The 26,016-nt window shown below is 55.7% G+C and carries 26 protein-coding genes; 15 read left to right on the top strand and 11 right to left on the bottom strand.

Going from position 1 to position 26,016, the window contains the following annotated elements; translation table 11 throughout:
- Positions 1–161 precede the first annotated feature (161 nt).
- Entirely contained in the window at positions 162–875 is a 714-nt protein-coding gene (locus tag GG681_RS10665; RefSeq protein WP_153547947.1) for a CoA transferase subunit A, read from the top strand.
- A 3-nt stretch (positions 876–878) separates the two neighbouring features.
- On the top strand, positions 879–1,505 hold the full coding sequence (locus tag GG681_RS10660; RefSeq protein WP_153547945.1) for a 3-oxoacid CoA-transferase subunit B: 627 nt from the start codon (positions 879–881) through the stop codon (positions 1,503–1,505).
- Positions 1,506–1,555: 50 nt separating this feature from the next.
- Here GG681_RS10660 and GG681_RS10655 read toward each other — a convergent pair whose 3' ends face one another.
- The gene (locus tag GG681_RS10655) at positions 1,556–2,362 is read right to left on the bottom strand and encodes a lytic transglycosylase domain-containing protein (RefSeq protein WP_153547943.1); all 807 of its coding nucleotides are present in this window, start codon (positions 2,360–2,362) and stop codon (positions 1,556–1,558) included.
- A gap of 396 nt (positions 2,363–2,758) precedes the next feature.
- Here GG681_RS10655 and GG681_RS10650 point away from each other — a divergent pair, with 396 nt between their 5' ends.
- The 13 genes from GG681_RS10650 to GG681_RS10590 all read left to right on the top strand — a co-directional run bounded on the left by GG681_RS10650 (position 2,759) and on the right by GG681_RS10590 (position 14,960).
- Positions 2,759–2,962 (top strand): hypothetical protein, encoded by a 204-nt coding sequence (locus GG681_RS10650; protein ID WP_153547941.1) that lies wholly within the window; start codon positions 2,759–2,761, stop codon positions 2,960–2,962.
- 116 nt (positions 2,963–3,078) lie between these two features.
- On the top strand, positions 3,079–3,285 hold the full coding sequence (locus GG681_RS10645) for a hypothetical protein (RefSeq protein WP_153547939.1): 207 nt from the start codon (positions 3,079–3,081) through the stop codon (positions 3,283–3,285).
- Positions 3,286–3,404: 119 nt separating this feature from the next.
- Positions 3,405–4,262 (top strand): Flp pilus assembly protein CpaB, encoded by an 858-nt coding sequence (cpaB, locus tag GG681_RS10640; RefSeq protein WP_153547937.1) that lies wholly within the window; start codon positions 3,405–3,407, stop codon positions 4,260–4,262.
- A gap of 281 nt (positions 4,263–4,543) precedes the next feature.
- Positions 4,544–5,941 (top strand): type II and III secretion system protein family protein, encoded by a 1,398-nt coding sequence (locus GG681_RS10635; protein WP_153547935.1) that lies wholly within the window; start codon positions 4,544–4,546, stop codon positions 5,939–5,941.
- Between the two features lie 13 nt (positions 5,942–5,954).
- Complete coding sequence (locus tag GG681_RS10630; RefSeq protein WP_153547932.1) at positions 5,955–6,587, top strand: OmpA family protein; 633 nt, start codon at positions 5,955–5,957, stop codon at positions 6,585–6,587.
- 211 nt (positions 6,588–6,798) lie between these two features.
- Positions 6,799–8,025: an AAA family ATPase gene (locus tag GG681_RS10625; protein ID WP_153547930.1), complete on the top strand. Its 1,227-nt coding sequence runs from the start codon at positions 6,799–6,801 to the stop codon at positions 8,023–8,025.
- 20 nt (positions 8,026–8,045) lie between these two features.
- Positions 8,046–9,476: a CpaF family protein gene (locus tag GG681_RS10620; protein ID WP_153547928.1), complete on the top strand. Its 1,431-nt coding sequence runs from the start codon at positions 8,046–8,048 to the stop codon at positions 9,474–9,476.
- Complete coding sequence (locus GG681_RS10615; protein ID WP_153547927.1) at positions 9,476–10,444, top strand: type II secretion system F family protein; 969 nt, start codon at positions 9,476–9,478, stop codon at positions 10,442–10,444. Before GG681_RS10620 ends, GG681_RS10615 begins: the two co-directional genes overlap by 1 nt.
- Before the next feature lie 3 nt (positions 10,445–10,447).
- Complete coding sequence (locus GG681_RS10610; RefSeq protein ID WP_153547925.1) at positions 10,448–11,428, top strand: type II secretion system F family protein; 981 nt, start codon at positions 10,448–10,450, stop codon at positions 11,426–11,428.
- A 135-nt stretch (positions 11,429–11,563) separates the two neighbouring features.
- Positions 11,564–12,124: a tetratricopeptide repeat protein gene (locus GG681_RS10605; protein WP_153547923.1), complete on the top strand. Its 561-nt coding sequence runs from the start codon at positions 11,564–11,566 to the stop codon at positions 12,122–12,124.
- Between the two features lie 23 nt (positions 12,125–12,147).
- Positions 12,148–12,990: a tetratricopeptide repeat protein gene (locus GG681_RS10600; protein WP_153547921.1), complete on the top strand. Its 843-nt coding sequence runs from the start codon at positions 12,148–12,150 to the stop codon at positions 12,988–12,990.
- Positions 12,991–13,515, top strand: a complete 525-nt coding sequence (locus tag GG681_RS10595; protein ID WP_235899889.1) for a prepilin peptidase — start codon at positions 12,991–12,993, stop codon at positions 13,513–13,515.
- 137 nt (positions 13,516–13,652) lie between these two features.
- Positions 13,653–14,960, top strand: coding sequence for an ATPase (locus tag GG681_RS10590; RefSeq protein WP_153547919.1), 1,308 nt, complete (start codon positions 13,653–13,655; stop codon positions 14,958–14,960).
- 164 nt (positions 14,961–15,124) lie between these two features.
- Here GG681_RS10590 and folD read toward each other — a convergent pair whose 3' ends face one another.
- The 10 genes from folD to tolR all read right to left on the bottom strand — a co-directional run bounded on the left by folD (position 15,125) and on the right by tolR (position 26,007).
- Complete coding sequence (gene folD / locus GG681_RS10585; protein WP_153547916.1) at positions 15,125–16,027, bottom strand: bifunctional methylenetetrahydrofolate dehydrogenase/methenyltetrahydrofolate cyclohydrolase FolD; 903 nt, start codon at positions 16,025–16,027, stop codon at positions 15,125–15,127.
- A 34-nt stretch (positions 16,028–16,061) separates the two neighbouring features.
- The gene (locus GG681_RS10580) at positions 16,062–16,367 is read right to left on the bottom strand and encodes a chorismate mutase (protein ID WP_153547914.1); all 306 of its coding nucleotides are present in this window, start codon (positions 16,365–16,367) and stop codon (positions 16,062–16,064) included.
- Positions 16,368–16,435: 68 nt separating this feature from the next.
- Positions 16,436–18,112, bottom strand: coding sequence for a formate--tetrahydrofolate ligase (locus GG681_RS10575; protein ID WP_153547913.1), 1,677 nt, complete (start codon positions 18,110–18,112; stop codon positions 16,436–16,438).
- 208 nt (positions 18,113–18,320) lie between these two features.
- Positions 18,321–20,234: an ATP-dependent zinc metalloprotease FtsH gene (ftsH, locus tag GG681_RS10570; RefSeq protein WP_153547910.1), complete on the bottom strand. Its 1,914-nt coding sequence runs from the start codon at positions 20,232–20,234 to the stop codon at positions 18,321–18,323.
- 79 nt (positions 20,235–20,313) lie between these two features.
- Complete coding sequence (tilS, locus tag GG681_RS10565; RefSeq protein ID WP_328593347.1) at positions 20,314–21,582, bottom strand: tRNA lysidine(34) synthetase TilS; 1,269 nt, start codon at positions 21,580–21,582, stop codon at positions 20,314–20,316.
- Positions 21,579–22,406: a tol-pal system protein YbgF gene (ybgF, locus tag GG681_RS10560; protein ID WP_153547908.1), complete on the bottom strand. Its 828-nt coding sequence runs from the start codon at positions 22,404–22,406 to the stop codon at positions 21,579–21,581. Before ybgF ends, tilS begins: the two co-directional genes overlap by 4 nt.
- Positions 22,407–22,417: 11 nt before the next feature.
- The gene (pal, locus tag GG681_RS10555) at positions 22,418–22,936 is read right to left on the bottom strand and encodes a peptidoglycan-associated lipoprotein Pal (RefSeq protein ID WP_153547906.1); all 519 of its coding nucleotides are present in this window, start codon (positions 22,934–22,936) and stop codon (positions 22,418–22,420) included.
- Positions 22,937–23,065: 129 nt separating this feature from the next.
- The gene (tolB, locus tag GG681_RS10550) at positions 23,066–24,391 is read right to left on the bottom strand and encodes a Tol-Pal system beta propeller repeat protein TolB (protein ID WP_153547904.1); all 1,326 of its coding nucleotides are present in this window, start codon (positions 24,389–24,391) and stop codon (positions 23,066–23,068) included.
- The gene (locus tag GG681_RS10545) at positions 24,388–25,515 is read right to left on the bottom strand and encodes an energy transducer TonB (RefSeq protein ID WP_328593345.1); all 1,128 of its coding nucleotides are present in this window, start codon (positions 25,513–25,515) and stop codon (positions 24,388–24,390) included. Before GG681_RS10545 ends, tolB begins: the two co-directional genes overlap by 4 nt.
- A gap of 3 nt (positions 25,516–25,518) precedes the next feature.
- A complete protein-coding gene (gene tolR, locus GG681_RS10540; protein WP_153547902.1) occupies positions 25,519–26,007 on the bottom strand; it encodes a protein TolR in 489 nt (162 codons plus the stop codon).
- Positions 26,008–26,016: the final 9 nt, after the last annotated feature.

The following is a 26,016-nucleotide window of genomic DNA, read 5'->3' as shown; positions in this document are numbered from 1 at the left end:
CGCTGCAAACCAAGCGTTTGTGGCGGTTTTTCTGTGCCTGCGACCGCGCGGAAGTCCGGCGCGTGGCGTTTCCGTAGAAATACCCAAACCTCTCAGTATTCTTGACACCGACAGCCCCAACGCGACAAGTTCGGGCAAATCTCAGTAGTCGGGAGGACTTCATGAAGAAAGTGTATTCCAATGCCGCCGAGGCCCTTGATGGGCTTTTGCATGACGGCATGTTCATCGCGGCAGGTGGCTTTGGCCTCTGCGGTATTCCGGAACTGTTGCTTGATGCGATCAAAGACGCAGGCACCAAGGATCTGACCTTTGCATCCAACAATGCGGGCGTTGATGATTTTGGCATCGGCATCCTGTTGCAAACGCGTCAGGTCAAGAAAATGATCTCATCCTATGTGGGAGAGAACGCGGAATTCATGCGCCAGTACCTGTCAGGTGAGCTTGAACTTGAATTCAACCCGCAGGGCACCCTGGCGGAACGCATGCGTGCCGGCGGTGCTGGCATTCCGGGCTTTTTCACCAAGACCGGCGTGGGCACCGTGATCGCGGAAGGCAAGCTGGAGAAGCAGTTCCCCACCGGCCCCGAGGGTGCGATGGAAGACTACATCATGGAAGAAGGCATCTTTGCCGATCTTGCCATTGTGAAAGCCTGGAAAGCGGACGAAACCGGCAATCTGGTGTTCCGCAAGACCGCACGCAACTTTAATGCGCCTGCTGCGACCTGCGGCAAGATCTGTGTGGTTGAAGTGGAAGAGATCGTACCAACCGGATCACTGGACCCGGATGCGATCCACCTGCCCGGCATTTACGTGCACCGCATCATTCAGGGCGATCATGAAAAGCGCATCGAACAGCGCACTGTACGGGAGGCTTAATCCATGTGGGATCGTAACCAAATGGCGGCCCGCGCCGCACAGGAGCTGCAGGACGGCTGGTATGTGAACCTCGGCATCGGCATCCCGACGCTGGTGTCAAACTACATCCCCGAAGGCGTAGAAGTGACGCTGCAGTCGGAAAACGGCATGCTGGGCATGGGCCCCTTCCCTGTGGCCGGCGATGAGGACGCAGACCTGATCAACGCAGGCAAGCAGACCATCACCGAGCTGCCGCAAACCGCCTATTTCGACAGCGCACAGTCCTTTGCGATGATCCGGGGCGGTAAAATCGCCATGGCGATCCTTGGCGCGATGGAAGTGGCCGAAAACGGCGATCTGGCAAACTGGATGATTCCCGGGAAGCTGGTCAAAGGCATGGGCGGCGCCATGGATCTGGTGGCCGGTGTTGGCCGTGTGGTTGTGGTGATGGATCACACCAACAAACACGGTGATTCCAAACTGCTGAAAGCCTGCACCCTGCCGCTGACCGGCAGAGGTGTTGTTGACCGTATCATCACCAACCTGGGTGTGCTTGATGTGGTTGAGGGCGGCCTAAAGGTTGTCGAGCTCGCGGATGGTGTGAGCATGGACGACATGGTGAAAGCCACAGAGGCCACGCTGGTCGACTAATCCTTGCTCTGACCAGCATTCATAAAGGCCGCGCCCTTGCGCGGCCTTTGTTATTTCAGCGCGTGAAACACGCAACCATCTGAAATCAGCTGCGGCGGTGTTTTACAAAGGCCCCGCGCAACACTAAACGCTGCCAGAACCTTGGGCACATAGTCGCGTGTTTCGGGGTATGGCGGCACCCCTTTGTGATCCCGAATGGAGCCTGCCCCCGCGTTATAAGCAGCCAACACCAGGATCGGGTCCCCTTCGAACTTCTCCATCAGCCAATCGAGATATCTGACACCACCCGCCACGTTTTGCGCCGGGTCAAAGGCGTCTTTCACGCCAAATCGCGCCGCCGTATCGGGCATCAGCTGCATCAACCCCTGCGCGCCTGCGCTGCTTAGCGCATCTGCGCGCCCCGCGCTTTCAACCATCATCACCGCCAACACCAGCGCGGGCGACACCTGTGTGTTTACGGTCTCCACCAAAATAGGAATACCGTGGGCCTTGGACAGATCGTCCAGCGCCTGCAGACGCGGCGCAGCCAGCCCGGACTGTTTCTGCACCGCAAGCAAAGCAGGCTCCAGCCGACCGGGGCCGGAGTTGTCGAGCTTTGGTGACACCTCCTGCCAGAAGCTGGCGAACTTTGCGGGCTGCGGCAGCTGCACCTGCTCAGAACCTCTGACATCAGCCTTGGGAGCAACATCCAGTTTCGGCTCGATCTGAATCAGTATGCGTTTATTGGTGCCCGGCTTGGGCGGGCGCACGGTTTTGGACTTAAACTTTGGAAACGGTGCCGGGGTTTTGCGGGGCGCAACCTCAGCTGTTCCCTGCTGTGGAGATTCGATTGTCTGCGCGTGAACGCTTCCAGCCATCAAAAACACAGCGCAAAGACTTCGCAAAAGGAGCATTTTGCCACCCAGATTAAATAACAATTAAGGAAGTTTTTATCATTCGGGCAGAAATCACCAGAAAAAGCGTATTAAATTGGGCGATTTCGCCACATTTGCGGAGAATTGCCGCTCGCTAGACACGTAAACACACAAATAACTCTCTCTTATTGCGTTTACTTTCAATAACTTACGCCAATCACTTCTAAGAAGTTAAAATTGGGCACGTGAGTCCGATTTTCAGCCCAAATGCTGCCATTCTCCATTGGCTATATATGCACATACCGCAACGGATAGGGGATCCGCTGGTGAGAGAGCCCCCCCGCTAAATGCCGCCGCGGTTGAGTTAAGTGTATATGAGATCCTTTGGAGGGACTAATCATGATCAAATTCTTCAAAAACTTCCGCAAAGACGAATCCGGTGCCGTGACTGTTGACTGGGTTGTTCTGACCGCTGCTGTTGCTGCTCTGGCTGGCGTTGTTTATTCCGGCATCTCCACTTCCACCGAAACTCTGGTTGACTCGACAGGTACTTACCTGGACGCAACCGGTACCGCTCTGGGCACCACCGGCGCGATCGAGTAATCGACCCGCTTCAGCTGAGCTACGCAGGCATTGCTTGCTGTTTCAGTTGGTACGAAAAAGGTTGCGCCAGGGCTTTCTGGCGCGCCTCGAACATTGGATAAGTCGGCGAGAGCAATATGCAACGATATCTTCATAGATTTCGCGACGACGAATGCGGCGCAATCACTGTTGATTGGGTCATCCTTACTGCGGTTGTGATGGCTGCAATCTTACTTTTGACCACACCGCTGCGCGATGGAGCCGAAAACGTATTAGCTGCAATCTCTACCTATATGGATGCAACTGGTACGGATGTTGTCGCAAAAGGTTCGGCACTGGAATAACCGTCCAACGGACATAGCTGCCGAATGTTCGCAAAACACATATCATTCCTAGAAATTGGGAAGCTGGTCAAAAGAATTTGGCACCGGCGCGTTGGGCGCCCTTAACGCTGGAGCTGTACATGCGCGCTGTTTTCGGAATTGTGCTTGTTGTTGGGGTCGCCCTTGCGGGTGGCGCTACAATGATGGTGAAAGACCGCTTTGCAGCCTATAAAACCGCACTGGCTCAAGAACGATCTGCACGGGTAGAAAACATTCCAACCGTAGAGATCTATGTGGCAAATGAACCGCTGAAATACGGTCAAAAACTGCTGCCCGATGCAGTGCGTATGGTACGCTGGCCCAAGGAAAGCCTGCCCGAAGGCACCTTCCAGAGCACCGAGAGCCTGTTTCCGCCGGATCGCCCCGAAGACAAGCGTGTCGTGCTACGTGAAATGGAAATTGGCGAGGCGATCCTTGCCGTCAAAGTGACAAAACCCGGCGAAGAGGCTGGCATTACTTCGCGCCTGGCCCGTGGCATGCGTGCCTTTGCCATCAAGGTCGACGTGGCCTCGGGGGTGTCGGGCTTCCTGCGCCCAAGTGACCGTGTCGATATCTATTGGACCGGTGATATGGTGAATGGCGCCGGACAAGCAATGGGCGAAGTCACTCGTCTCATTCAGTCCAATATCGAACTTGTCGCCGTTGACCAAAAAGCTGGCAATGTTGACGGAACGGTCCTTGCACGAACAGTGACCGTGTCGGTGAAACCAGAGCAAGTGGCCGCTTTGGCGCAAGCACAGTCTACCGGCCGGCTGTCACTGGCCTTGGTTGGAGCAGAGGATGACACCATTGCCTCTGTCATCGAAATTGACCAACGAAAACTGTTGGGCGTGACCGCACAGGAAGCTCCTGTCATCCAACCGGAAGAGAAAGTCTGCACGATCAAAAACCGTCGTGGCACCGAGGTGATTACGGTTCAGATTCCCTGTACCAACTGATTATTTAAAGATATTTTAGCACCTTCTACACAGGACGGCGGATTCGTCGTCCTGTATTACGTCATTAACAACCACTTGGCCGAACTAGCCGCCCGGTGTTAAAAACATCTCTGCATGGCCAAATATCAACCCGGAGTGGCATTCAATGTGCTGTTGCACCGCCTCCACACCGGGCCGTGCTCACACAATGATTATTGCATTAACTAACGCTATACCGCACAGTACCAAAAATCCGGGCAAAAAGACCCGAACCTAGAGGCGTGATCGGAAAGGCAGGTCACATGTCATTTAAACGTTTGTTGGCAGCAGCCCTAACCGGGGTTGCTCTGTTTTCTATGCCGCTGGCAGATAGCGCCGCAGCCAATGGTCTGCGCGTGGTACGTCAGGGCGTAACAACCACTTTGGATGTCCCGATGAACCGGGCTGTTGTTGTGGAAAGCGATTCTCCCTTTGCGGAATTGACCATCGCCAATCCCAGCATTGCAGATATTTCATCGCTGTCGGATCGTTCGATCTATGTTTTGGGGAAAGAGCCTGGCCTGACCACGCTTACCCTGCTGGATCCATCGGGGCGGTTGATCACCAATGTGGATGTGCGCGTGGCCGCAGATGTGAGCGAGTTCAAAGAACGCCTGCGTCAGATTATTCCGGGTGAAAAAATCGAAGTCCGCACCGCCAATGATGGCATCGTTCTCTCTGGCACCGTAAGCAGCGCGGCGCGCCTGCAACGTGCGCTGGATCTTGCAGAACGTTATGCGCCTGAGCGGGTGTCAAACCTGATGAGCGTTGGCGGCGTGCAGCAGGTCAACCTGCAGATCCGCTTTGCTGAGATGCAGAAATCCGTCTCCAAGGAACTGCGGTCTTCTGTTGCGGGCCTCGACACGGATGCAGCGCTTGAAACGGGCCAATGGCTTCAAGGCAATAACTTCCTCAACAATCCAGATGGCGTAACAACCGGCGCAGGCGCGCTTGGTGCCTTGGTTTTCAACTTTGGCATCGGCTCCACCGAACTTGGCGTCCTGTTTGAAGCGCTTGAAAATAAGGGTGTTGTAAGAACGCTGGCGGAACCAAACCTGACCGCACTTTCAGGACAAGAGGCACGCTTCTTGGCTGGTGGCGAATATCCCGTTCCCACGCCTCAAGACGACGATACAATTACGGTTGAGTTTAAACCTTTTGGTATCGAACTTAACTTTATTCCGCGCGTCGTGGATGGTGATCTGATCAACCTTGAACTTAAGGCTGCGGTTTCAGAGATCGACCCAAACAATGCTCTGAACTTGAATGGTTTTACAATCGCTGCCTTTAACCGGCGCGAGACCGCAACAACCGTGGAATTGCGTGACGGCGAAAGCTTTGCGGTTGCGGGGCTTATCCAAGATGATTTTGTCGACAATGTCGCTCAGGTTCCCTGGATCGGCGATGTCCCAGTACTGGGCACATTGTTCCGCAGCACCAGTTTCCGCCGCGAACAAACCGAGCTGGTGATCATTGTCTCCGCCCATCTGGTTTCCCCAACACGCGGCGACGCATTGAGCCTGCCCACTGATCGGGTGAAACCGCCAAGCGAAGCGGAGCTGTTTTTGCTCAGCAAGACGTCGCGCACGCAGCGTGGTGGCGCAGCAGGTGAAGTTGCAAGCCAGGACTTTATTGGCTCTTATGGCTACGTGCTGGACTAAGGGAAACGAGATCATGGTTAGAAAATCTCTTCTTATCATAGCCTTGCTTGGCACCGCCGCATGTAGCCGCGAAGCTGGTGGCTATCTGGATCGTGGAACATTCGGCAATTCGAACCATCACAACACTGCAATCCACAGTGGTGACCGCAGCTATGTGATTGAGCTGGGTCGACGGTTCGCCCGCGAAGTTCCCACCACGATCAACTTTGAATTCAACAGCGCGCAGCTGGATGGCGCAGCCCGTGCAACGCTTGATCGTCAAGCGGACTGGATCAAACAATTCCCCGAGGTGCGCTTTAAGGTCTTTGGTCACACCGACGCGGTGGGCAGCAATGCCTATAACCGCAATCTTGGCCAGCGCCGCGCGAATGCAACCGTGCGCTATCTGGTGTCGAAGGGCATCAGCCGCAAGCGGCTTGAAGCGGTAGTCTCCTTTGGTGAGACACAGCCGATTATCAATACGCAAGACCGCGAACGCCGCAATCGCCGCACCGTGACAGAGGTGTCTGGCTTTGTTGGTCGCCCCTCGCAGTTGGATGGAAAATACGCCGCAATCATCTATCGCGACTATGTAGAAAGCGCGATTGTTGCGGGCACGCTCACCCTGGATGGAGAGATTACGAACAGTTTGGGTACCGGGGAATAAGATCCGTTCAAATTGTGACTATTTAAAAAGCGCCACTTTACTGGCGCTTTTTTTGACTCTTAAACAATTCCTCACATTTGGGGCTTTTTAGCCCCAATCTCGCCCATATTTTCCCAGATCCTCTTTGCATAGGGTGAACTGCGTCTGGAGGAACCGGACCGGACAGGCCTGCAGCAAAAGCCGGGCACACCCATCAAAGAGGACAAAGTTAATGAGCAGCGGCATCCCGCAACCAGAGACAAATTCGATCACCGCCTGCACCGTCAGCCGGGATGTCCAGAATTTTGATCTGTTGATTGAGGATATGGAAACCGCCCTGGGGGAATCTTGGGGGGATCTTTCCTTTGCCGAAGCGCTGCCGTTCTTTGCACAAGATGATGCAAAAGACCTTGAATTCATTGCGCTTGCAATGGATTGCGAGGATGAAGACGATCTTGAACAGCTTGAGGCGATCATCGCCGCCGCCAAGGCCCGCAAGATCAAGGTGATCCTAATTGCAGAGGATGTCACACCAGCCTCGTTGCACAATCTGCTGCGCAAAGGTGCCGATGAATTCATCCCCTACCCGCTGCCGGAAACCGAGCTGCAATCCGCCATTGAACGCCTGAACAGCCAGCCTGTGCCAACTGAACACAAGCCGGTCATTTCCTCGAAGAATCAGCGTGAGGGCGCTGTAATCGCCTGCCACGGGCTTGCTGGTGGTGTTGGGGCAACAATGCTTGCCACCAATCTGGCCTGGGAGATTGCCGACCGTTGCGAGGGGGATAGCCCCGAGGTCTGTGTGCTGGATCTGGATTTGCAGTACGGTTCAATTGCAACCTATCTGGACCTGCCACGCCGCGAAGTGGTGGCCGAGTTGCTAAACGATAGTGATGCTTTGGATGATGAATCCTTCCTGCAGGCGCTGTGCACCTATGAAGACAAGTTGAAGATCTTCACCGCCCCCGCCGAAATGATGCCGTTGGATTTCATTGCGCCTGAAGATGTTGCGCGGCTGATTGAAATGGCACGTCGACATTTTGATTTTGTCATTATCGATCTGCCCAAAACATTGGTGCAATGGTCCGAAACTGTAATGACAATGTCGCATCTTTACTTTGCAGTGCATGAGCTGGATATGCGGTGCGCGCAAAATGCGCTGCGGATCAAACGTCTGCTGCAATCCGAAGATTTGCCGTTTGAAAAGCTGCGTTTTGTCCTGAACCGCGCCCCCAAATTCACGGATCTGGGTGGCAAGAGCCGGGTTAAACGCCTCTCGGAATCGCTGGATATCTCGATCGACATTCTGTTGCCTGATGGGGGCAAACCCGTTTTACAAAGCTGTGACCACGGCCAGCCCTTGGCGCTTTCTGTTCCCAAAAATCCGCTGCGCAAGGAAATTGGCAAATTGGCCCAATCCCTGCATGAGCTGGGCAAAAACGACGCCGAAGCTGCCTAATTGATCTTACAAGGTGATTGATGTTTTCTCGTTATAAAAAGCAAGATCAAGCCCAGCCCGTTAAGGCTTCCCCAAAGGCAGCTCCGAGCGAGCAATCGCAAACCTCTTTGCGCAGACCCATGCAGCCGAAAACCGCGGCCGAAGCCGCACCGCTGGATAAAGAGCGCAAGCGCAAGGAGCGGCTGGGCCAAATCAAGGTGGAGCTGCACCGCGAGCTTCTGGAAAATCTCAACCTGTCAGCGCTAGAACATGCCAATGAGCAGGAGCTGCGCAACGAGATTTCTGCGATCGCCACCGAGATTTTGACAGAAAAGGGCGTGGTGCTGAACCGCGAGGATCGCCAGAGCCTCAACAAGGAGCTGTACGACGAGGTGACGGGCCTCGGCCCGCTCGAAACGCTTTTGCAAGATGATACCGTTAGCGATATTCTGGTAAACGGCCCGCAACAGATCTTTGTCGAACGCTCGGGCAAGCTACAGCTGTCAAACATCACTTTTAAGGATGAAAAGCACCTGATGCGGATCATCGACAAGATCGTCTCCGCTGTGGGACGTCGTGTAGATGAATCAAACCCTTATGTGGATGCGCGTCTTGCTGATGGCTCGCGTTTTAACGCTATGGTGCCACCGATTGCGGTGGATGGGTCGCTTGTCTCTATTCGTAAGTTCAAAAAGGACAAGCTGGGTATTGATGACCTGGTGAATTTTGGCGCCTTTACCGAGGAAATGGCGGCCTATTTGCAAGCAGCTGTGGCAACGCGTCTGAACATCATTGTTTCTGGCGGAACGGGCTCTGGTAAAACCACCACTCTCAATGCGCTATCTTCCTTTATCGACAATGCTGAGCGGATCCTGACGATTGAGGATACCGCCGAGCTCCAGCTGCAGCAAACCCATGTAGGTCGGATGGAAAGTCGCCCGCCAAACGTCGAAGGCAAAGGTGAGGTCAGCCCGCGCGACTGTCTGAAAAACGCGCTGCGGATGCGCCCCGATCGCATCATTGTGGGGGAAACCCGCGGTGAAGAGGTGATCGACATGCTGCAGGCGATGAACACTGGCCATGATGGTTCGATGACCACGATTCACGCGAACTCAGCCCGTGATGGGGTGTCACGTCTGGAAAACATGATCGCGATGGCGGGTATTGAGATGCCAATCAAGGCGGTGCGCAGCCAGATTTCATCCGCTGTGAACGTGATTGTGCAGGCCTCGCGTCTACAGGATGGTTCGCGCCGGATGACCTCGATTACCGAAATCACCGGGATGGAGGGAGACGTTATTTCCATGCAGGAAATCTTCCGCTTCCAGCGTGTGGGCCTGACCCCTGACAATAAGATCATCGGCCATTTCACCGCCTCTGGCGTGCGCTCCAATTTCTCGGAACGTTTCCGCCTTTGGGGGTATGACCTGCCCGCCTCGATCTATGAGCCCACCGTGATGGAGAGCTACTGATGCAATTGCCCATTGAGCCCATTATTTATGGTTTGATCTTCCTGGCGGTGCTTGCATTGGTCGAAGGTGTGTATCTTGTCAGCTTTGGCAAATCGATCAGCCTCAACAGCAAGGTAAATCGTCGCCTTGAGATGCTGGAAAAAGGGGGCAACCGCGAACAGGTGCTTGAACAACTCCGCAAGGAGATGAGCCAGCATATGTCGTCAAAGTCGATCCCGCTCTATTCGCTTTTGGCGGAAAAAGCACAAAAAGCCGCGATTGCCTTTAGCCCGCAGCAACTGATGATGATCATGGCAGCGCTCAGCGCTCTCGCCTTTGTCGGGCTAAGCGTTGGCACCCAAACAGAGCTGAAAATCCGCATTCTGGGATCCGTTCTGATTGGTGTGGGTGGCGTGTTCTTCTGGGTCAATAAAAAGGCCAAAAAACGCATTTCGATGATCGAAGAGCAATTGCCGGACGCGGTAGAACTGATGGTGCGCAGCCTGCGCGTTGGCCATCCGTTTTCCTCAGCTGTACAGATTGTCGCCAAAGAAGTGGAAGATCCGCTCGCAACCGAGTTTGGTATTATCGCCGATGAGGCCGCCTATGGTCGCGATGTGGGGGAAGCGCTGAAAGACATGGCTGAGCGGCTCGGCATTCAGGATATGCGGTTCTTGGCGGTTGCGGTGACGATCCAGCAGCAATCGGGTGGTAACCTCGCCGAAGTTCTGGCCGGGCTTGCAAAAGTGATCCGCGCCCGTTTCCGCCTGTTTCGCCGGGTAAAAGCCATCACCGCCGAGGCCCAATGGTCTGGCCGCTTTCTGTCCGCTTTCCCCCTGCTCGCTTTGATGGCGATTTTGATCAATGATCCGCATTACTACGATGGGGTTATGGATCACCCCTGGTTCATTCCGGCCTGTTTCATTGTGGGCGGAATGTTGACAGTCAATCTGTTTGTCATGCGCATGCTGACCAATATTGAGGTGTAAGCCATGGAGTTTCTGAATTCGATCCAGGCTGTTTTGATCCAACGTTTTGGCGAATTGGGCCCCTTGATTGCGATTGGTGGCCTTGGCATGATCTGCGTCTTGGTGGCGCTTTACATGATGCTGAACCAGCGCGAAGATCCGCTGAAAAAGCTGCAGCGCAATATCCAGCAACAGGGCAGCACCCGCCCACGGGAAAGCCTGCGACAAGGTAACCGCAACGAGCAGCTGGAAAAATTTGCATCCTTCCTTGAGCCGCAAAACGCAGATGAGCTTTCCGCGATGGAACTTAAACTGCGTCAGGCTGGCTATCACACCCGCGATGCGGTGCGTATCTTCTATTTCTCCCAAATGGCACTGGGCCTGATTGGGCTCGCACTGGGATTGGCCTATGTCTACCTGCTCAACGGAGATGTGGAATACGACAGCCAGCAAATGGCCATGCGTATTCTTGGCCCCGGTGCTGCTGCGTATTTTCTGCCCAAATACTGGGTGACACGCCGCATCGCTGAACGTCAAAAAGAGATCACCAAAGGTTTCCCCGACGCTCTGGATATGATGCTGGTCTGTGTTGAAGCCGGCCAGTCGCTAGAGCAATCCATTATCCGCGTATCAACGGAACTTGCCAGTTCTTACCCTGCGCTTTCTGAGGAATTCCAAATCGTTGCTCAGGAAATGAAAGTGGGCAAAGAAAAGGAGCGTGTGTTGCGCGATATGGGCACCCGTTGTGGCGTGGCTGATATTGCCTCCTTCACCACGGTGATGATCCAGTCGCAAAGTTTTGGTACATCAATTGCCGATGCTCTGCGTGTTTACGCGGGAGAAATGCGCGACAAACGCGTGATGCGCGCGGAAGAAGCGGCAAACAAACTGCCGGTAAAAATGACCCTGGCCACCATGATGTTAACGGTTCCGCCGTTGCTGATCATTTTGATCGGTCCTTCAATCAAAAACATCCAAAATCTTGGCAACGGTGGGCCAGTTTAAACCAGCCATTACAGCGCATCAAAATCACCGCCTGTTTCCTACAGGCGGTTTTTTGCATTTGATTAGAAAACCTCTCTTCTTCCTTGCCGGTTTTGGGTAATACTGCGGCCAAAGCACTTTTATCGCGCAGGCCCAATGATTTTTCGCCCTCTTTTCATCGCTATAACACTGGGGCTCACTGGATGCGGCGCATCCGGGTTTGATGAGCACACCGACAGCCCCTGGGCACCCGGAATCGATTTCAGGAAAGAGGCCGCCGACCCTTTGGCAGCGGGCCACCGTTTGATGGCTGCGGGCCAATACCAGCTTGCCTACGAAAGCTTCACCCGCGCTGCCGTCGATGAAGGCCTGTCAGCCGAAATCCTATCAAGCCTTGGCAGTGCCAATCTGGGTCTCGGCCGTCTGGGACAGGCCGAGGAGCTGCTGCGCCTTTCGGTCGAACAGGAGCCAAACTGGCCCGAAAGCCTGAACAACCTTGGCGTTATCCTGCTTGAGCGGCAAAAAACTGCCGAAGCAGCGCAGTATTTGCGCCGTGCCGTGGCGCTTGATAATGGCGAAAGTGACGCGATCCGGGAAAATCTACGCAAGGCACTCGCAAAACTTGATGCAGACCAGCATAATGAGCCCGAAGAACAACAACCTTACAAATTGGTGCAGCGTGGCGGTGGCAGCTACTTGTTACGCAAAACACCATGATCCAGAGCAGTAGAGGACGCCACATGCGCCAGCATCTTGTGCTATCGGCCTGGCTGATTGCAGCAGTTGGTCTATCGGCCTGCACCGATCGGGTGAATGTCGATGAAACCTTGGAAGATCTGAATGTCGTTGATGAGAACAATCTCAACGAAGTCTATCTCACCGTCGCAGATCCCAATGAAGCCGTGACCTATTTTGCGCGCGCCAGCAAAGGTGCGCCGGATCGCATCGACCTGCAACGTGGGCTGGCGCAGTCGCTGATCCGCGCCAAGCGCAATAACGAAGCCGCATCTGCCTGGCAGCGTGTGTTGGAAATGCCGGGGGCCAATGATGGTGATCGGCTCCAGCTTGCAGATGCTCAGATTCGCACAAACAAATGGGACGCAGCCAAAATCACATTGGATTCTGTGCCGCCAACTGTAGAGACCTATCAGCGCTATCGCCTCGAAGCTCTGGTTGCGGATTCCCAAAAAGACTGGAAGCGTGCCGACAGTTTTTATGAAACGGCCGTGGGCCTGACCACGCGTCCTGCACGTGTGTTGAACAACTGGGGGTATTCGAACCTGACCCGCGGTGATTTCAAACAGGCGGAAAAGCTCTTTACTGATGCACTGCGCCAGGACAGTTCTTTGTTTACCGCCAAAAACAATCTGGTCCTGTCCCGCGGTGCCCAACGCAACTACAATCTACCAAATGTACCAATGAGCCAGGAAGAACGTGCGCTTTTGCTCAACACGCTTGGGCTTGCAGCGGTGAAACAGGGTGACATTGAGACCGGTAAGGGCTTGCTGCGTGATGCGGTTGCCACCCACCCGCAGCATTTCGAAGAAGCCGCACGCGCACTTGAAACGCTTGAGGGTGCCTAGATGGGTTTCATGGATCTGGTCATGAACGTGCAGCTGCCTGCGTCCAGCGCTTGGTGGTTTTTGCCCTTCGTGGTGCCAATCTGTGTGATCGTGGCACATTCGGATCTGCGCGGCATGCGCATTCCCAATTGGTGCGTTGATCTGCTGGCTGCGACCTATGTGATCATTGGTCTGATCGCGATGCCAAGCTGGGCTGAGTACGGCTGGCATCTGCTACATCTGCCTATCGGTGTGGCGATTGGATTTCTGTTTTACGCAGGCGGCGCGGTGGGCGCAGGTGATGCAAAATTTGCCGGAGCGGCGGCGCCCTTTGTTGCCTTTGCAGATCTGCGACTGATCGCTGTTTTGTTTGCGGTCAACCTGCTTGCAGGGTTTGCGACGCATCGTTTGGCCAAATACACGTCCTTGCGCCAATTGGCCCCGGATTGGAAAAGCTGGTCGGTCGGTTCAAAATTCCCAATGGGGTTATGCCTTGGTGGCACCCTGGCGATTTATCTCATACTTGCGGCGTTCAACGGGCAATAACCCAGCAGGGTTTTTCCCGAGCATTTTCAGCGTTGGGCGCGATATTGCGCCAAAGGTGCCGTGGTGTTGCCACAGTCCTGAATAATCTGTTGCCTATGGCGAAACCCGCCAATCGAGACAACAGACAGGTACGCGCAATGAATATGCAGGCAACTCCCGTTGTGGCTCCTCCTGCCCCCAAAGGGCTGGAGCAGATGCAGCTGCCCATCGTTATGATGCGGGACATCCTGCTTAAGACAATGTTTCGCAAAAACGCGGACCTCGTTTCCGAAATAGCCGCTGCAATCTGCCTGCCAAGCTCTGTCACCCAAGAGCTGGTGGATATGGCGCGTGAGCAAAAGCTTTTAGAAGCCACCGGGACGCTCAACGCCAACAACGGCAATGAGATGGGCTATCAATTAACCGACGCAGGCAAAGCGCGCGCATTGGACGCGCTCAGCCAGTCCGAATATTTTGGTGCAATGCCAGTGCCGCTGGATGTGTACCGCGAACAGGTTGAACGCCAGTCGATCCGCAATATCCTTGTGACGCGACAACAGCTGACCTCGGCCATGGGACATCTGGTCCTGCCTGACATGTTGCTGGACCAGCTTGGCCCCGCGGTCAGCGCTGGCCGTTCGATCCTGATGTATGGCCCACCCGGCAATGGTAAATCATCGATTTCAAACGGCATCCGCGACGCGCTTGGTGATCATGTCTATGTGCCCCGCGCAATTGAATATGCCGGGCAGGTTATCACGGTTTACGACCCGATCGTACACAACGCGATTGAAGAAGAAGCCGATGATCCAACCCAGCTGCGCCGCATCAAACGTTTTGACACCCGTTATGTGAAATGTGAGCGCCCCACAGTGGTCACCGGTGGTGAGCTGTCGCTGGATATGCTTGATCTGGTGTATAACCCCACAGCACGCACCTATCAGGCGCCGCTGCAGCTCAAATCGACCGGTGGGATCTTTATCGTCGACGACCTTGGCCGTCAGGCCGAACCACCACAGGCGCTGGTCAACCGTTGGATTGTTCCCCTGGAAGAGAGCCGCGATATTCTGGCGCTGCAATCAGGTGAAAAGTTTGAAGTGCCGTTTGACACGCTGGTGATTTTCTCCACCAACTTCCACCCGAATGAAATCTTTGACCAAGCCGCGCTGCGCCGGATCTTCTTTAAGATCAAAATCGATGGGCCCAATCAGGAAAACTTCCTGAAGATCTTTGCGCTGGTCGCCCGCAAGAAAGGCATGCCGCTGGATGAGGCCGCGTTGGTTCATCTGCTGCGCAACAAATACCCGACGATTGACAACATCTACGCCAACTATCAGCCGGTGTTCCTGATCGATCAGATGATCGCGATTTGTGACTTTGAAGGCATCCCCTACCAGATGACCCCTGATCTGATTGATCGCGCCTGGGCAAACATGTTTGTCAAAGATGAGACGATTGTTAAATAGCGCGAGCTACGTCTGCTATGTTGTTCGCTCCATTGAATGGAGAGACCTATGCAGATGTTTTGCGCCGCAGCTCTAAACGCGCTTGCAACCCGGGTCACAGAAGCGGCTCAGATGAGCCTCACTCATGAAAAAAGCGAGCCCCGCAGGACCCGCTTTTGAAGCGTTTAAGCTGTGAGCCCTTCGGGCTCTGCCAGATTATTGGCCCGGCAGCAGGCCGTGACCGTGTTGGCCAACAGGCATGCAATGGTCATCGGCCCAACACCACCCGGCACCGGGGTGATAGCACCCGCACGTGCGGCTGCGCTTTCAAAATGAACGTCACCTACAAGGCGGGTTTTGCCTTCGCCTTTTTCGGGCGCATCGATACGGTTGATGCCCACGTCGATCACGGTCGCGCCTTCTTTGATCCAGTCGCCGGGAACCATCTCAGGGCGTCCAACGGCCGCCACAACAATATCCGCGCGGCGCACGACTTCGGGCAGATCCTTGGTGCGAGAATGCGCAATGGTTACGGTGCAGCTATCGCCGAGCAGCAGCTGTGCCATAGGTTTGCCAACAATATTGGATCGGCCAATCACAACCGCATCCATGCCTGACAGGCTGCCATGGTGGTCGCGCAGCATCATCAGGCAGCCAAGCGGTGTACAAGGCACCATGGATTTCTGCCCCGTGCCCAACAGCCCAACGTTAGAAATATGGAAACCGTCCACATCCTTTTCTGGTGCGATCGAATTGATCACCAGATCTTCGTTCAAATGCCCCGGCAGCGGCAGCTGCACCAAAATACCATGAACACTGGGATCAGAGTTGAGCTGATCGATCAGGTTCAGCAAATCCGCCTCGGATGTCTCTGCAGACAGTTTGTGCTCAAAGGAGTTCATACCCACTTCGACGGTCTGTTTGCCTTTGGAGCGCACATAGACCTGGCTTGCGGGATCTTCGCCGACCAGAACAACCGCAAGACCGGGCGTAATGCCATGCTCTTCCTTCAACCGCGCCACATGTTCAGCGACCTGACCACGCACCTTCGCCGCAAAGGCTTTGCCATCAATGAGTGTTGCTGCCATTTTCTTGTCCTTTCCGCAGGCACATTGCCCTGTTTTAGTTCTCGCGGATCACCTGAGCTTCACGCTGGATCGACCAATCGACCAGTTGCCGCCACAGGGCCTTTACTATCTCAGGATCCAGATCGCGCTCAGCGGCCTCACGGCCCACGTTCTCGATCACCTCATCCACTCGTTCTGGGATACGTGCAGGCCAGCCGTTCTCGATCTTCAGATCAATAGCACGGTCTATATAGCCTGCGCGCTCTTTCAGAAGCTCAACCAGCTCCACATCAAGCCGATCAATCTGTGCGCGCAGTTCCGCCATGCTGGAACAGTCTTTGGGCAAAACAGTTTTTGTCATTGTTTCTCTCTCCTGCGGCGCTGGGAAAAAATAGTTTTCCCACGCTCGCAGATGACGCAAATTTTGCCTTAGAACAAGCCTTCGATATCCCCTTTGTCGTTCAAGCCTATGGTTTCTGCGGCTGGTACACGCGGCAAACCCGGCATCGTCATGATCTCTCCACAAATCGCAACCACAAACCCGGCCCCCGCCGACAGACGCACCTCCCGCACCGGCACGCTATGGCCAGTAGGCGCGCCACGCTGGCTTGGGTCAGTTGAGAAGGAATACTGCGTCTTGGCCATACAGACCGGTAGCTCGCCATACCCTGCGGCTTCCCACTCCTTCAGCTGATTGCGGATCGTCGCATCCATCTGCACTTCATCTGCGCGATAGATACGTTTGGCGACGGTTTCGATCTTCTCATGAAGCGGCATTTCATTTGGATAAAGCGGCGCGAACTGATCGCTTTCTGCATCCGCTGCTGCCACAACTGCATGGGCCAGATCTTCGGCCCCCGCCCCGCCTTCAGCCCAGTGACGCGACACAACAGCTGCCACCCCGTGGCCCTGAGCATAGGATTGGACAAGCTCCACCTCGGCATCTGTATCAGCGACAAAATGGTTGATTGCCACCACAACCGGCACGCCAAAGCTTTGGACGTTTTCGATATGGCGGCCAAGGTTTGCACAGCCCACCTGCAGCGCCGCGAGGTTTTCCTGCTCCAGATCATCCTTGGCCACACCGCCGTTCATCTTGAGCGCGCGCACTGTGGCCACAACAACCACCGCAGAGGGGCTAAGCCCCGCCTTACGGCATTTGATATTCATGAATTTCTCAGCACCAAGATCCGCGCCAAACCCCGCCTCTGTCACAACATAGTCCGCCAGTTTCAACGCGGTCTTGGTTGCAATCACCGAGTTGCAGCCATGGGCGATATTGGCAAAGGGGCCACCGTGAACAAAAGCTGGGTTATGTTCCAGCGTCTGCACAAGGTTGGGCTGCATCGCATCTTTGAGCAACACCGTCATGGCGCCTTGCGCCTTGATATCCCGGGCAAAGATTGGGGTTTTGTCGCGACGGTACGCCACGATGATATTGCCCAGGCGCTCCTCGAGGTCGCTGAGATCGCGTGCAAGGCATAGGATCGCCATCACCTCAGAGGCCACGGTAATGTCAAAGCCGGTTTCGCGCGGGAACCCGTTGGAAACCCCACCCAAAGAGGCGGTGATCTGGCGCAGCGCGCGATCATTCATATCCACCACCCGGCGCCACACCACCCGGCGCGTGTCAATCTCCAGCACATTGCCCCAATAGATGTGATTGTCGATCATGGCCGACAGCAACGAATGGGCCGACGTAATGGCATGAAAATCACCGGTGAAATGCAGGTTCATATCATCCATCGGCACGACCTGCGCATGGCCACCACCTGCCGCGCCGCCTTTCATGCCAAAATTCGGCCCAAGGGAGGCTTCGCGAATACAGATCATCGCCTGTTTGCCAATCCGGTTGAGCCCGTCCCCCAGCCCCACGGTGGTGGTGGTCTTACCCTCTCCTGCTGGTGTTGGGCTCACAGCGGTGACCAGGATCAACTTGCCATCTTGGCGATCTTTTACGCCTTGCGTAACGGCCTGGCTGACCTTTGCTTTATCATGGCCATACGGAATGAGGTCTTGCGCGGCGATACCAAGCTTGGCACCGATTTCAAAAATGGGTTTCTTCGCTGCAGCGCGTGCAATTTCAATGTCTGATTTCTGGCTCATGAATTTATCCCCGAATGTTTTTTCGATTTAAATCCGTGATCAGCCCCGAGGTATTGTTCCTCTGTTTTTGCTGAAATCACAGGAGTGTTCTGGCGTAAGGCTGCCATAATCGATCGGCGATCCGAACTGCGCCAGCAAAGAGGGCGGCCAGAATAGCAAACCCCGCCCAAGCGACGGCCTGGACGGGGTTTTTCATTTAAACAGCAATTCAGCTGGAAGGCTCCGGCTCCATGTCCCCATCCGGTGAGGACTTTTTGGGCTTGGCCTTGGGAATGGCGGTAACCGAGGCACTGCCTTCATCCGCGCCATCGTCTTCATCGTCGTTTGCGTGTGGCGGCTCACCACGCATCACCCGTTTGATTTCTTCCCCGGTCAGGGTTTCGTATTCCAACAGGCCTTGTGCGAGGCGCTCAAACTCTTCTTTGTTGTTTTCAACAATGTCGCGAGCCTGTTCATAAGCCTCTTGAATGAAGCGTTTGACCTCATCCTCGATCAGTTCCTTGGTATTGGCAGAGACCGAGAAGCCGCCCGTATTGCCGGAATATCCTTCATGCGCTTCGGCATAATCGATATTGCCAACCTTGTCGGACATACCCCAGCGCAACACCATCGCACGGGCCAATTGGCTGGCCTGCTGAATGTCACCGGCTGGGCCGTTTGAAACATGTTCTTCACCATATTTCAAAATTTCCGCAGCTTTACCGGCCATGGTCATGGCGAGTTTCTGTTCACACTCGTCCTTGTGCCAGTTCAGACGGTCCATTTCAGGCAGGCTCATCACCATACCCAAAGCACCACCGCGCGGAATGATTGTCGCCTTATAAACCGGGTCACATTTGGGCAATTTCAACCCAACAAGAGCATGACCGGCCTCGTGGTAGGCAGTCATTTCCTTTTGCTCAGGTGTGAGCACCATTGAGCGGCGCTCGGCCCCCATCATGACCTTGTCTTTCGCGTTCTCGAAATCTTCCATGGTCACAAAACGACGACCCACACGCGCTGCCATCAATGCCGCCTCATTCACGAGGTTCGCAAGATCCGCACCCGAAAAGCCCGGGGTACCGCGTGCAATGATACGCAGGTCCACATCCGGCCCCAGCGGGGTTTTACGTGCATGCACGCCCAGGATCTTTTCGCGGCCTTTGATATCAGGGTTGCCCACGGTCACGTTGCGGTCAAACCGGCCTGGACGCAGCAAGGCCGGATCCAGAACATCACGACGGTTGGTCGCCGCCAGAATGATCACACCTTCGTTGGCTTCAAAACCATCCATCTCAACCAAAAGCTGGTTCAGCGTCTGTTCGCGCTCATCGTTGCCGCCGCCGTAACCGGCGCCACGGTGACGACCCACCGCATCGATTTCATCGATGAAGACAATGCAGGGCGCGTTTTTCTTGGCCTGTTCGAACATGTCGCGCACACGGCTTGCACCGACACCAACAAACATTTCAACAAAATCAGAACCAGAGATGGTGAAGAACGGCACCCCTGCTTCACCCGCAATTGCGCGCGCGAGCAAAGTTTTACCAGTGCCCGGAGGACCAACAAGCAACGCGCCTTTTGGAATTTTGCCACCAAGACGCGAGAACTTCTGCGGGTTGCGCAAAAATTCAACGATTTCTTCTAGCTCTTCCTTGGCTTCGTCGATGCCAGCCACATCATCAAACGTCACCCGGCCGTGTTTTTCGGTCAGCATCTTGGCTTTGGATTTGCCAAAACCCATCGCACCACCTTTGCCGCCGCCTTGCATCCGGTTCATGAAGAACACCCAGACGCCGATCAGCAGCAGGAATGGCAGCAACGTGATGAGGAAAGACTGGAAACCAGACTGTTGCTGCTTTTCTGCGCGCATCGGAATGCCCGCTTCGACCAGCATTTTTGTAACTTCTGCGTCGTCCGGTTTAATCGTGACGAAATTCTGCCCATCCGAGGTGGTGAAACGAACCTGCTCTCCGTCCAGCGTAACCGCTGCGATTGAGCCGTTGTCGACCGCCGCGACAAAATCGGAATAGGTGCGTTCACGGTTTTGTAGCGTGCTGCCGGATCCACTGAACAGGTTGAACAGCGCCATAATCAGCACGAACAAAACAACCCAGAAGGCGATATTTCTTGCATTGCCCAAAGGAAAGATCTCCCAAATTTCCAAAGCCCGAAACACAGACTCTGCTTTATACCCTAAAATAGGGATACTGAGCGCAGGTTCAATGCGTTAAAAACGAAGAGAACAAAGCTTCTTCAGGCTTTATGAGGCTAACAGCCCATCCATTTGCCATTCCGGCACAGGGTGCCGCTAGTAATTCATCATTTTGCCACAAACTGGGCGTGGTTTGCAGCACTTCGCCGGGACAGTCCTGTTCACGCCACTGCGGACAGAATCGTAAACCCGCCGCAGAAAGAGGTCTCAATTCGCATTTTTGTGTCTCATCGCCAGCGATCACGCCGCCATGCATCAGCCAGCGCCCATCCCACGCCTGCCCCGGTCGGGCCGTTAGATCCGCCAGCGCATTATATTCCCGAAAGAGCCATGAAACGCCGCGTCGCGACAGAATTCGGCAGCCGGAAAATGTGAACCCTTCACCACGTTGCACCGCCTTGATTGCGTCTTGCATAGCGCCCCGTCGCGGCACGTAGCCGTCGCCAGTTAACCATTGCACCGATTGCGCAATTAGACGATGGGCGATCTCTTGCGGCAGAACCCGGAATTCTCGCTGTGAGATCACCACAGCCCCTGCCCGCGTTGAAATCACATCGTCAGCCGCCAAGAAGCTATACCAATCCAAAGCCTTGCGCGCTTGGGATAGGTTTTCGGCGACACGGGAAAACGCGTCTGCAGGAATGCCAAGATCAGCTAGTGTTGCCAGCGCCTTGCGTGTGCGTACGCGCTCAAAACACTCATCTTCATTGCTGGGGTCATCCACCCAGCTTACATTTTCCTGGCGCAGCACATCGCGTAAATCTTCACGGCGCAGCCCAAGCATCGGACGCAGTAAATCAAGGCGACCCAAAGTGCGTCTTGGTGCAATGCCCGCCAGACCGTTTACCCCAGCCTCGCGCCGCATGCGCATCAAAACTGTTTCGGCCTGATCATCGGCAGTGTGACCCAACACAAGCGCATCGATATGGTTTTCGTTGGCCCATGCCGACAACAGATCGTAACGCGCCGCACGCGCCCGTGCCTGCAGATTGCCCGCCCCGCGCGGTTCATCCCAACAAAGCGTTTTGTGAGAAAGCCCCAGCCGCAGCGACAGATCCGCCACGAATTGCGCCTCTGCTGCGGCTTCGGGTCGCAAGCCGTGATCCACGGTCGCCACATGGATGTCTACGTTCTGGTCCTGCAGCGCCCAGTACAGGCCATGCAACAATGCCACGGAATCGCTGCCGCCTGACACAGCTACTCCAATGGCCCTGGGCAGGTTTGGTTTGAACGCCGCACGGCATGCGGCGATCAACCTGTCTTTAGCGGTGGTCACTGGCACGCAAGCTTAGAGCGCTCCGATTCGGCGGACGCAACCATCGGAGAAGCCGGGAAACGCTGTGCCACCTCGGCCAAGGTAATGCAGGCTTGGTCGCTTTGCCCGAGCCGTCCGAGCGCGGCACCCAGCTCAAACAGGGCTTCGGGCGCTTTGGGGCCGCTGGTGTCACCGCTGAACGCGGCAAGGTATGCCCGCGCGGCTTCGCGGCTATCGCCCAACCCATCATGTGCTTTGCCACGCATCAAAGACGCCTGTACTGCCAGCGGGCTTGCCGGGTAGGTTTGCGAAAACAGCGCGAACTTCTCAGCCGCAACAGAGAAGTTTTCATCGCCAAGTGCGGCCTGCGCAGCCTCAAAATCCGCACGTTCCGCAACTGCCAGTTCGCCCAGGTCGGGTATCTGATTGTTACTGGCGACTGGGCTCTCAGTTTTGACCTCAGGCGCAACACCGCCAAGAGTGCTGGTCTCGCCCAGCTGGCTCACGTCGCCGCCTTCCAGCTCAACGAGGCGAAATTCAAGATCGCCAATGCGGTTGGTGCCATCGCGCACAATACTGTTGATGCGGAAATCCATCTGCTCAGTTCGTGCCGTCAGGCGCTGCAACTCAGATTCAATTGCGGTCACCCGGTCAAGAACCGTATCGCCAACAAGATTGGTGGAGGGCGCACCGGTGGTGGACAGCTCGCGTTTCAGTTTCAGAATTTCAACATTCAGAACCGAAAGTTCCTGTCGGATATCCGCCAAAGTTTCCGCATCCTGCGAAAACGCTGGTTTCACCGAAAAAACCAATACGCTCAGGATCAGAGGTTTCAAAAGACGCATGGATCAGCCCCTTAGCTGGTAAAGCCCCCCGCAATCACGCTGACAGCGCGGCGGTTTTTGGCATAGCAGGCTTCAGCAGAGCAGATCTCAAGCGGGCGCTCCTTGCCAAAGCTCACAACCTTGATACGGCCCGCCGCAACCCCGTTGGACAGCAGAAACTCCCGCGCGGCATTGGCACGGCGCGCGCCCAATGCGAGGTTGTATTCACGCGTGCCCTGCTCATCTGCGTGGCCTTGAATGGTGATGGCGTATTCGGGGTTGGCATTCAGCCATCCCGCCTGCGCTGCCAGCGTCGTTTGTGCCTGAGACGACAATGTGGATTGATCCACTGCAAACAGTACCCGGTCACCAACTGTCTGCTGGAAATAGGCTGGAGTATTCGGAGCCGGACCGTTTAGACCTGCCCCAACAGAGCCTGCAGCTGCGCCAGTATCATTTCCGTAGCTGTCACCACCCCAACGGGTTGCATCACTACATGCCGCCAGCCCCAAGGCTGCGACAAGCCAGATTGCCTGTTTCATTCCACTCATCCTTTCTGCCTCACCCTTCTTGCCTTGCGGCTCCTGTTTGTCTGCTGCAACCCTAACACGGGCAGCAGCAATACACTATGTGGCCCATTTCTCGCGACTATGCACATTCTCGCGCAAGAGGCACCGCACTTATTGTTTCAATGGCGACCAAGACGGATCCGACGCACCATCTGGTGTGCGTACCGGTTTCAGATTGCGTCCCGTAATATCAACGGAATAAAGCGTCGCACGGCCATTCGCCCCTTGGGTTTCACGGGTGAACATGATCACCCGCCCGTTGGGTGACCAGGTTGGCCCCTCATCCAGGAACGAAGACGTCAGCAGCCGCTCTTCGCTCCCGTCAGTGCGCATTACACCGATATGGAAGCGACCTTTGTTCTGTTTGGTAAAGGCTACAAGATCGCCGCGTGGAGACCAGACCGGAGTGCCATAGCGGCCTTTGCCATAGCTGATCCGGCGTGCTTCACCACCGGTTGCAGGCATCACATAAAGCTGCTGGGTGCCGGAGCGGTCGCTTTCAAATACGATCTGGCTGCCATCGGGCGAAAACGACGGCGCGGTCTCGATTGACGGCGCGCTGGTCAGGCGCGTGGGCCGACCGGTTGCAATGTCCATACGGTAAATATCGGTATTGCCGCCGCTTGACTGTGAAAACACCACGGTGCGCCCATCAGGTGCAAAACGCGGCGCAAAGCTCATGATGCCATCATCGGGCGACAGGATGCGGCGCTGAACCCGACCGATGTCCAATACATGCACCTGCGGAAAGCCGCTTTCATAAGAAGTATAAAGCACCTGATCGCCCTTAGGGGAGAACCGCGGTGCCAACACGATAGAGGCGGAATTGGTCAGATACTGCACATTGGCACCATCATAATCCATGATTGCCAGCCGCTTGCGGCGTTCGTTTTTTGGGCCACTTTCGCTAACAAACACCACCCGGCTGTCGAAATAGCCGCTTTCACCGGTAATGCGGGAATAGATTGCATCGGCCACCTTATGGCCCATGCGTCGCCAGTCATTTGTGGTGCCTGCAAACTGCAACCCCTCACCCAGCATGTTTTCACCAAAAATGTCATAGCCACGGAAGCGCACGGTCAGGCGATTGCCATTGACGCTGACGCCACCGGTGATCAGAGCCTGCGCATTGATGGCTTTCCAATCGGCATATTGGACCGGCGCGTCGAAATTGCTGATGCGGGAAATATGCGCCTCAGTCGGGATTTCACGAAACAGCCCGGTTCCGATCAGATCGGCCGCCACAACGCGGGCGATCTGTTTGGCGAGCTCGCTGCCTGCTTGGGTATCGGCGATAAAATCCGGAACCGCCACCGGAAGCGGCTCAATCACCCCTTCGGTCAGCTCAATCCGCAAAGGACCAGATTGCGCCAAAGCCGCGCCCGCAGGCATCAGGCTGGCGGCTCCCAGGAACAGACATGCCAAAAAACGCTTCATCTAATCCGCATCCTCTCTGGATTAAAAGTAATCTCTATATCGCGCCATTGCGCATATTTTTCAGGGGGAAGATCAAAGCCTTTGCCCCCACAACGAATGATTGCACGTCGCGCAGCCTCATAGGCCTGGCGCTCTGCCCGGCCGGAGCCACCCGTGCTCGACAACAGGCGAATGCTGCCCGTGTCTGGCTTGCCATCTTGCGCGACCGAAAAGCCCACGACCACGGTGGTGCGCAGCGCTTCACTGGAAAGTGAACCCACATTCCAGCACCCAGAGACTGCAACACGCAGCCCTTCCTTTTCCCCGTGGGTCAAAGGCGGGCCCGAAGGCTCGGGCGCTTCTACGTCTGCGCCACCTGCAATGGCTTCGGCCACCGCATCACCAACTGCGGCGGCGATGTCATCAGCAGGATCTGATGGTGCGGGTGCGCTGTCTTGCACAGTCTCGCGCACGGCCTCACGCGCGGGCACAGTGCGTGGACGTAACCGCGGGCGCAACGAAGTCTGCGGTGCCGCGCTTGCAACCGGGGCATCGCCCTCATTTTCCTCGGTCACGATCCGATCGCTGGCGGCTTCGGGTGCCGTGGCGTCCTGCGGCTCTTGCACGTCACTGGCACCATCCTCGGCAACAACTGCGGGCTGCTCCACCTCATCGGGTGCCGCATCGGGCGGCGGCGGTGCAACCGGCACCGGCGCAACCCGATCAACTGCAGGCCCCGCATCTGGACGCAGCGTTGGGCGCAGGCTGGGCAAAGGATCGGGGGTATCCACCGCAACCTGCGGCGTTGTGAATTCGGGTTCTGGCAACGGCTCGGGCCGGTCTTCGACAATCGGATCAGGTGGTGGCGCATTCACCGGTTCGGGGATTTGCACCTCTGGTGGTGTTGCCGCATTTGTGGGCACCTCGGGCAATTCCGCGGCCTCAGGCTCAGCAATATCACCAGGAGCATCGGAAACCTCCGGCCCCGCGCGCTGAGAACTCAGGCGCTCAAACTCGGCAGCGCTGATCAGGCTCACTTCCTGCACCTGAAGCGGCAACGGATCTGAATTGAACCAGCCCCCGATAAAGGCCCATCCAATCAGAAGCCCGTGTGCGCCAAGCGAGATTTTGACTCCGGTCTGCACCCGTTACTGCCCTGCTTCTGCGGCCACACTGCCATCCAGCGCCGGACCACCTGTGTCTGTCACCAGCCCAACGTTGGAAAACCCGCCCGCATTCAGCGCGCCCATCACTTGCATCACATCCTGATAGGAAATCGCGCCATCCGCGCGCAGGAAGATCCGATCACTGTCGCGCTCAGAAGCAATCGCCTGCAACCGCACCACAAGCTGATCGCGCTCTACCGGTGTGGTCTGGATCTGCACTTCGCCTGCGGCAGTCATAGTCACGGTGAGCGGCTCTTCATCATCGCCAGGCAATGCGCCAGCAGCGGTTTTTGGCAGCTCAACCGGCACCCCCACCGTCATCAGCGGGGCCGCCACCATAAAGATGATCAACAGCACCAGCATAACATCCACAAAAGGCGTCACATTGATTTCTGCCATCGCCTGTGAACGCCGCCGTCTGCGCCCGCGCCGCCGATTGCCGTCTGCCTTTGCTTGAACCGCTGCACCCATGCCCTGCCT

The organism is Tritonibacter aquimaris (assembly GCF_009617595.1).
In the GTDB taxonomy this organism is placed as follows: domain Bacteria; phylum Pseudomonadota; class Alphaproteobacteria; order Rhodobacterales; family Rhodobacteraceae; genus Epibacterium; species Epibacterium aquimaris.
Note: the sequence above shows the minus strand (reverse complement) of the source record. Positions and strands in the feature narration are given on the sequence as shown.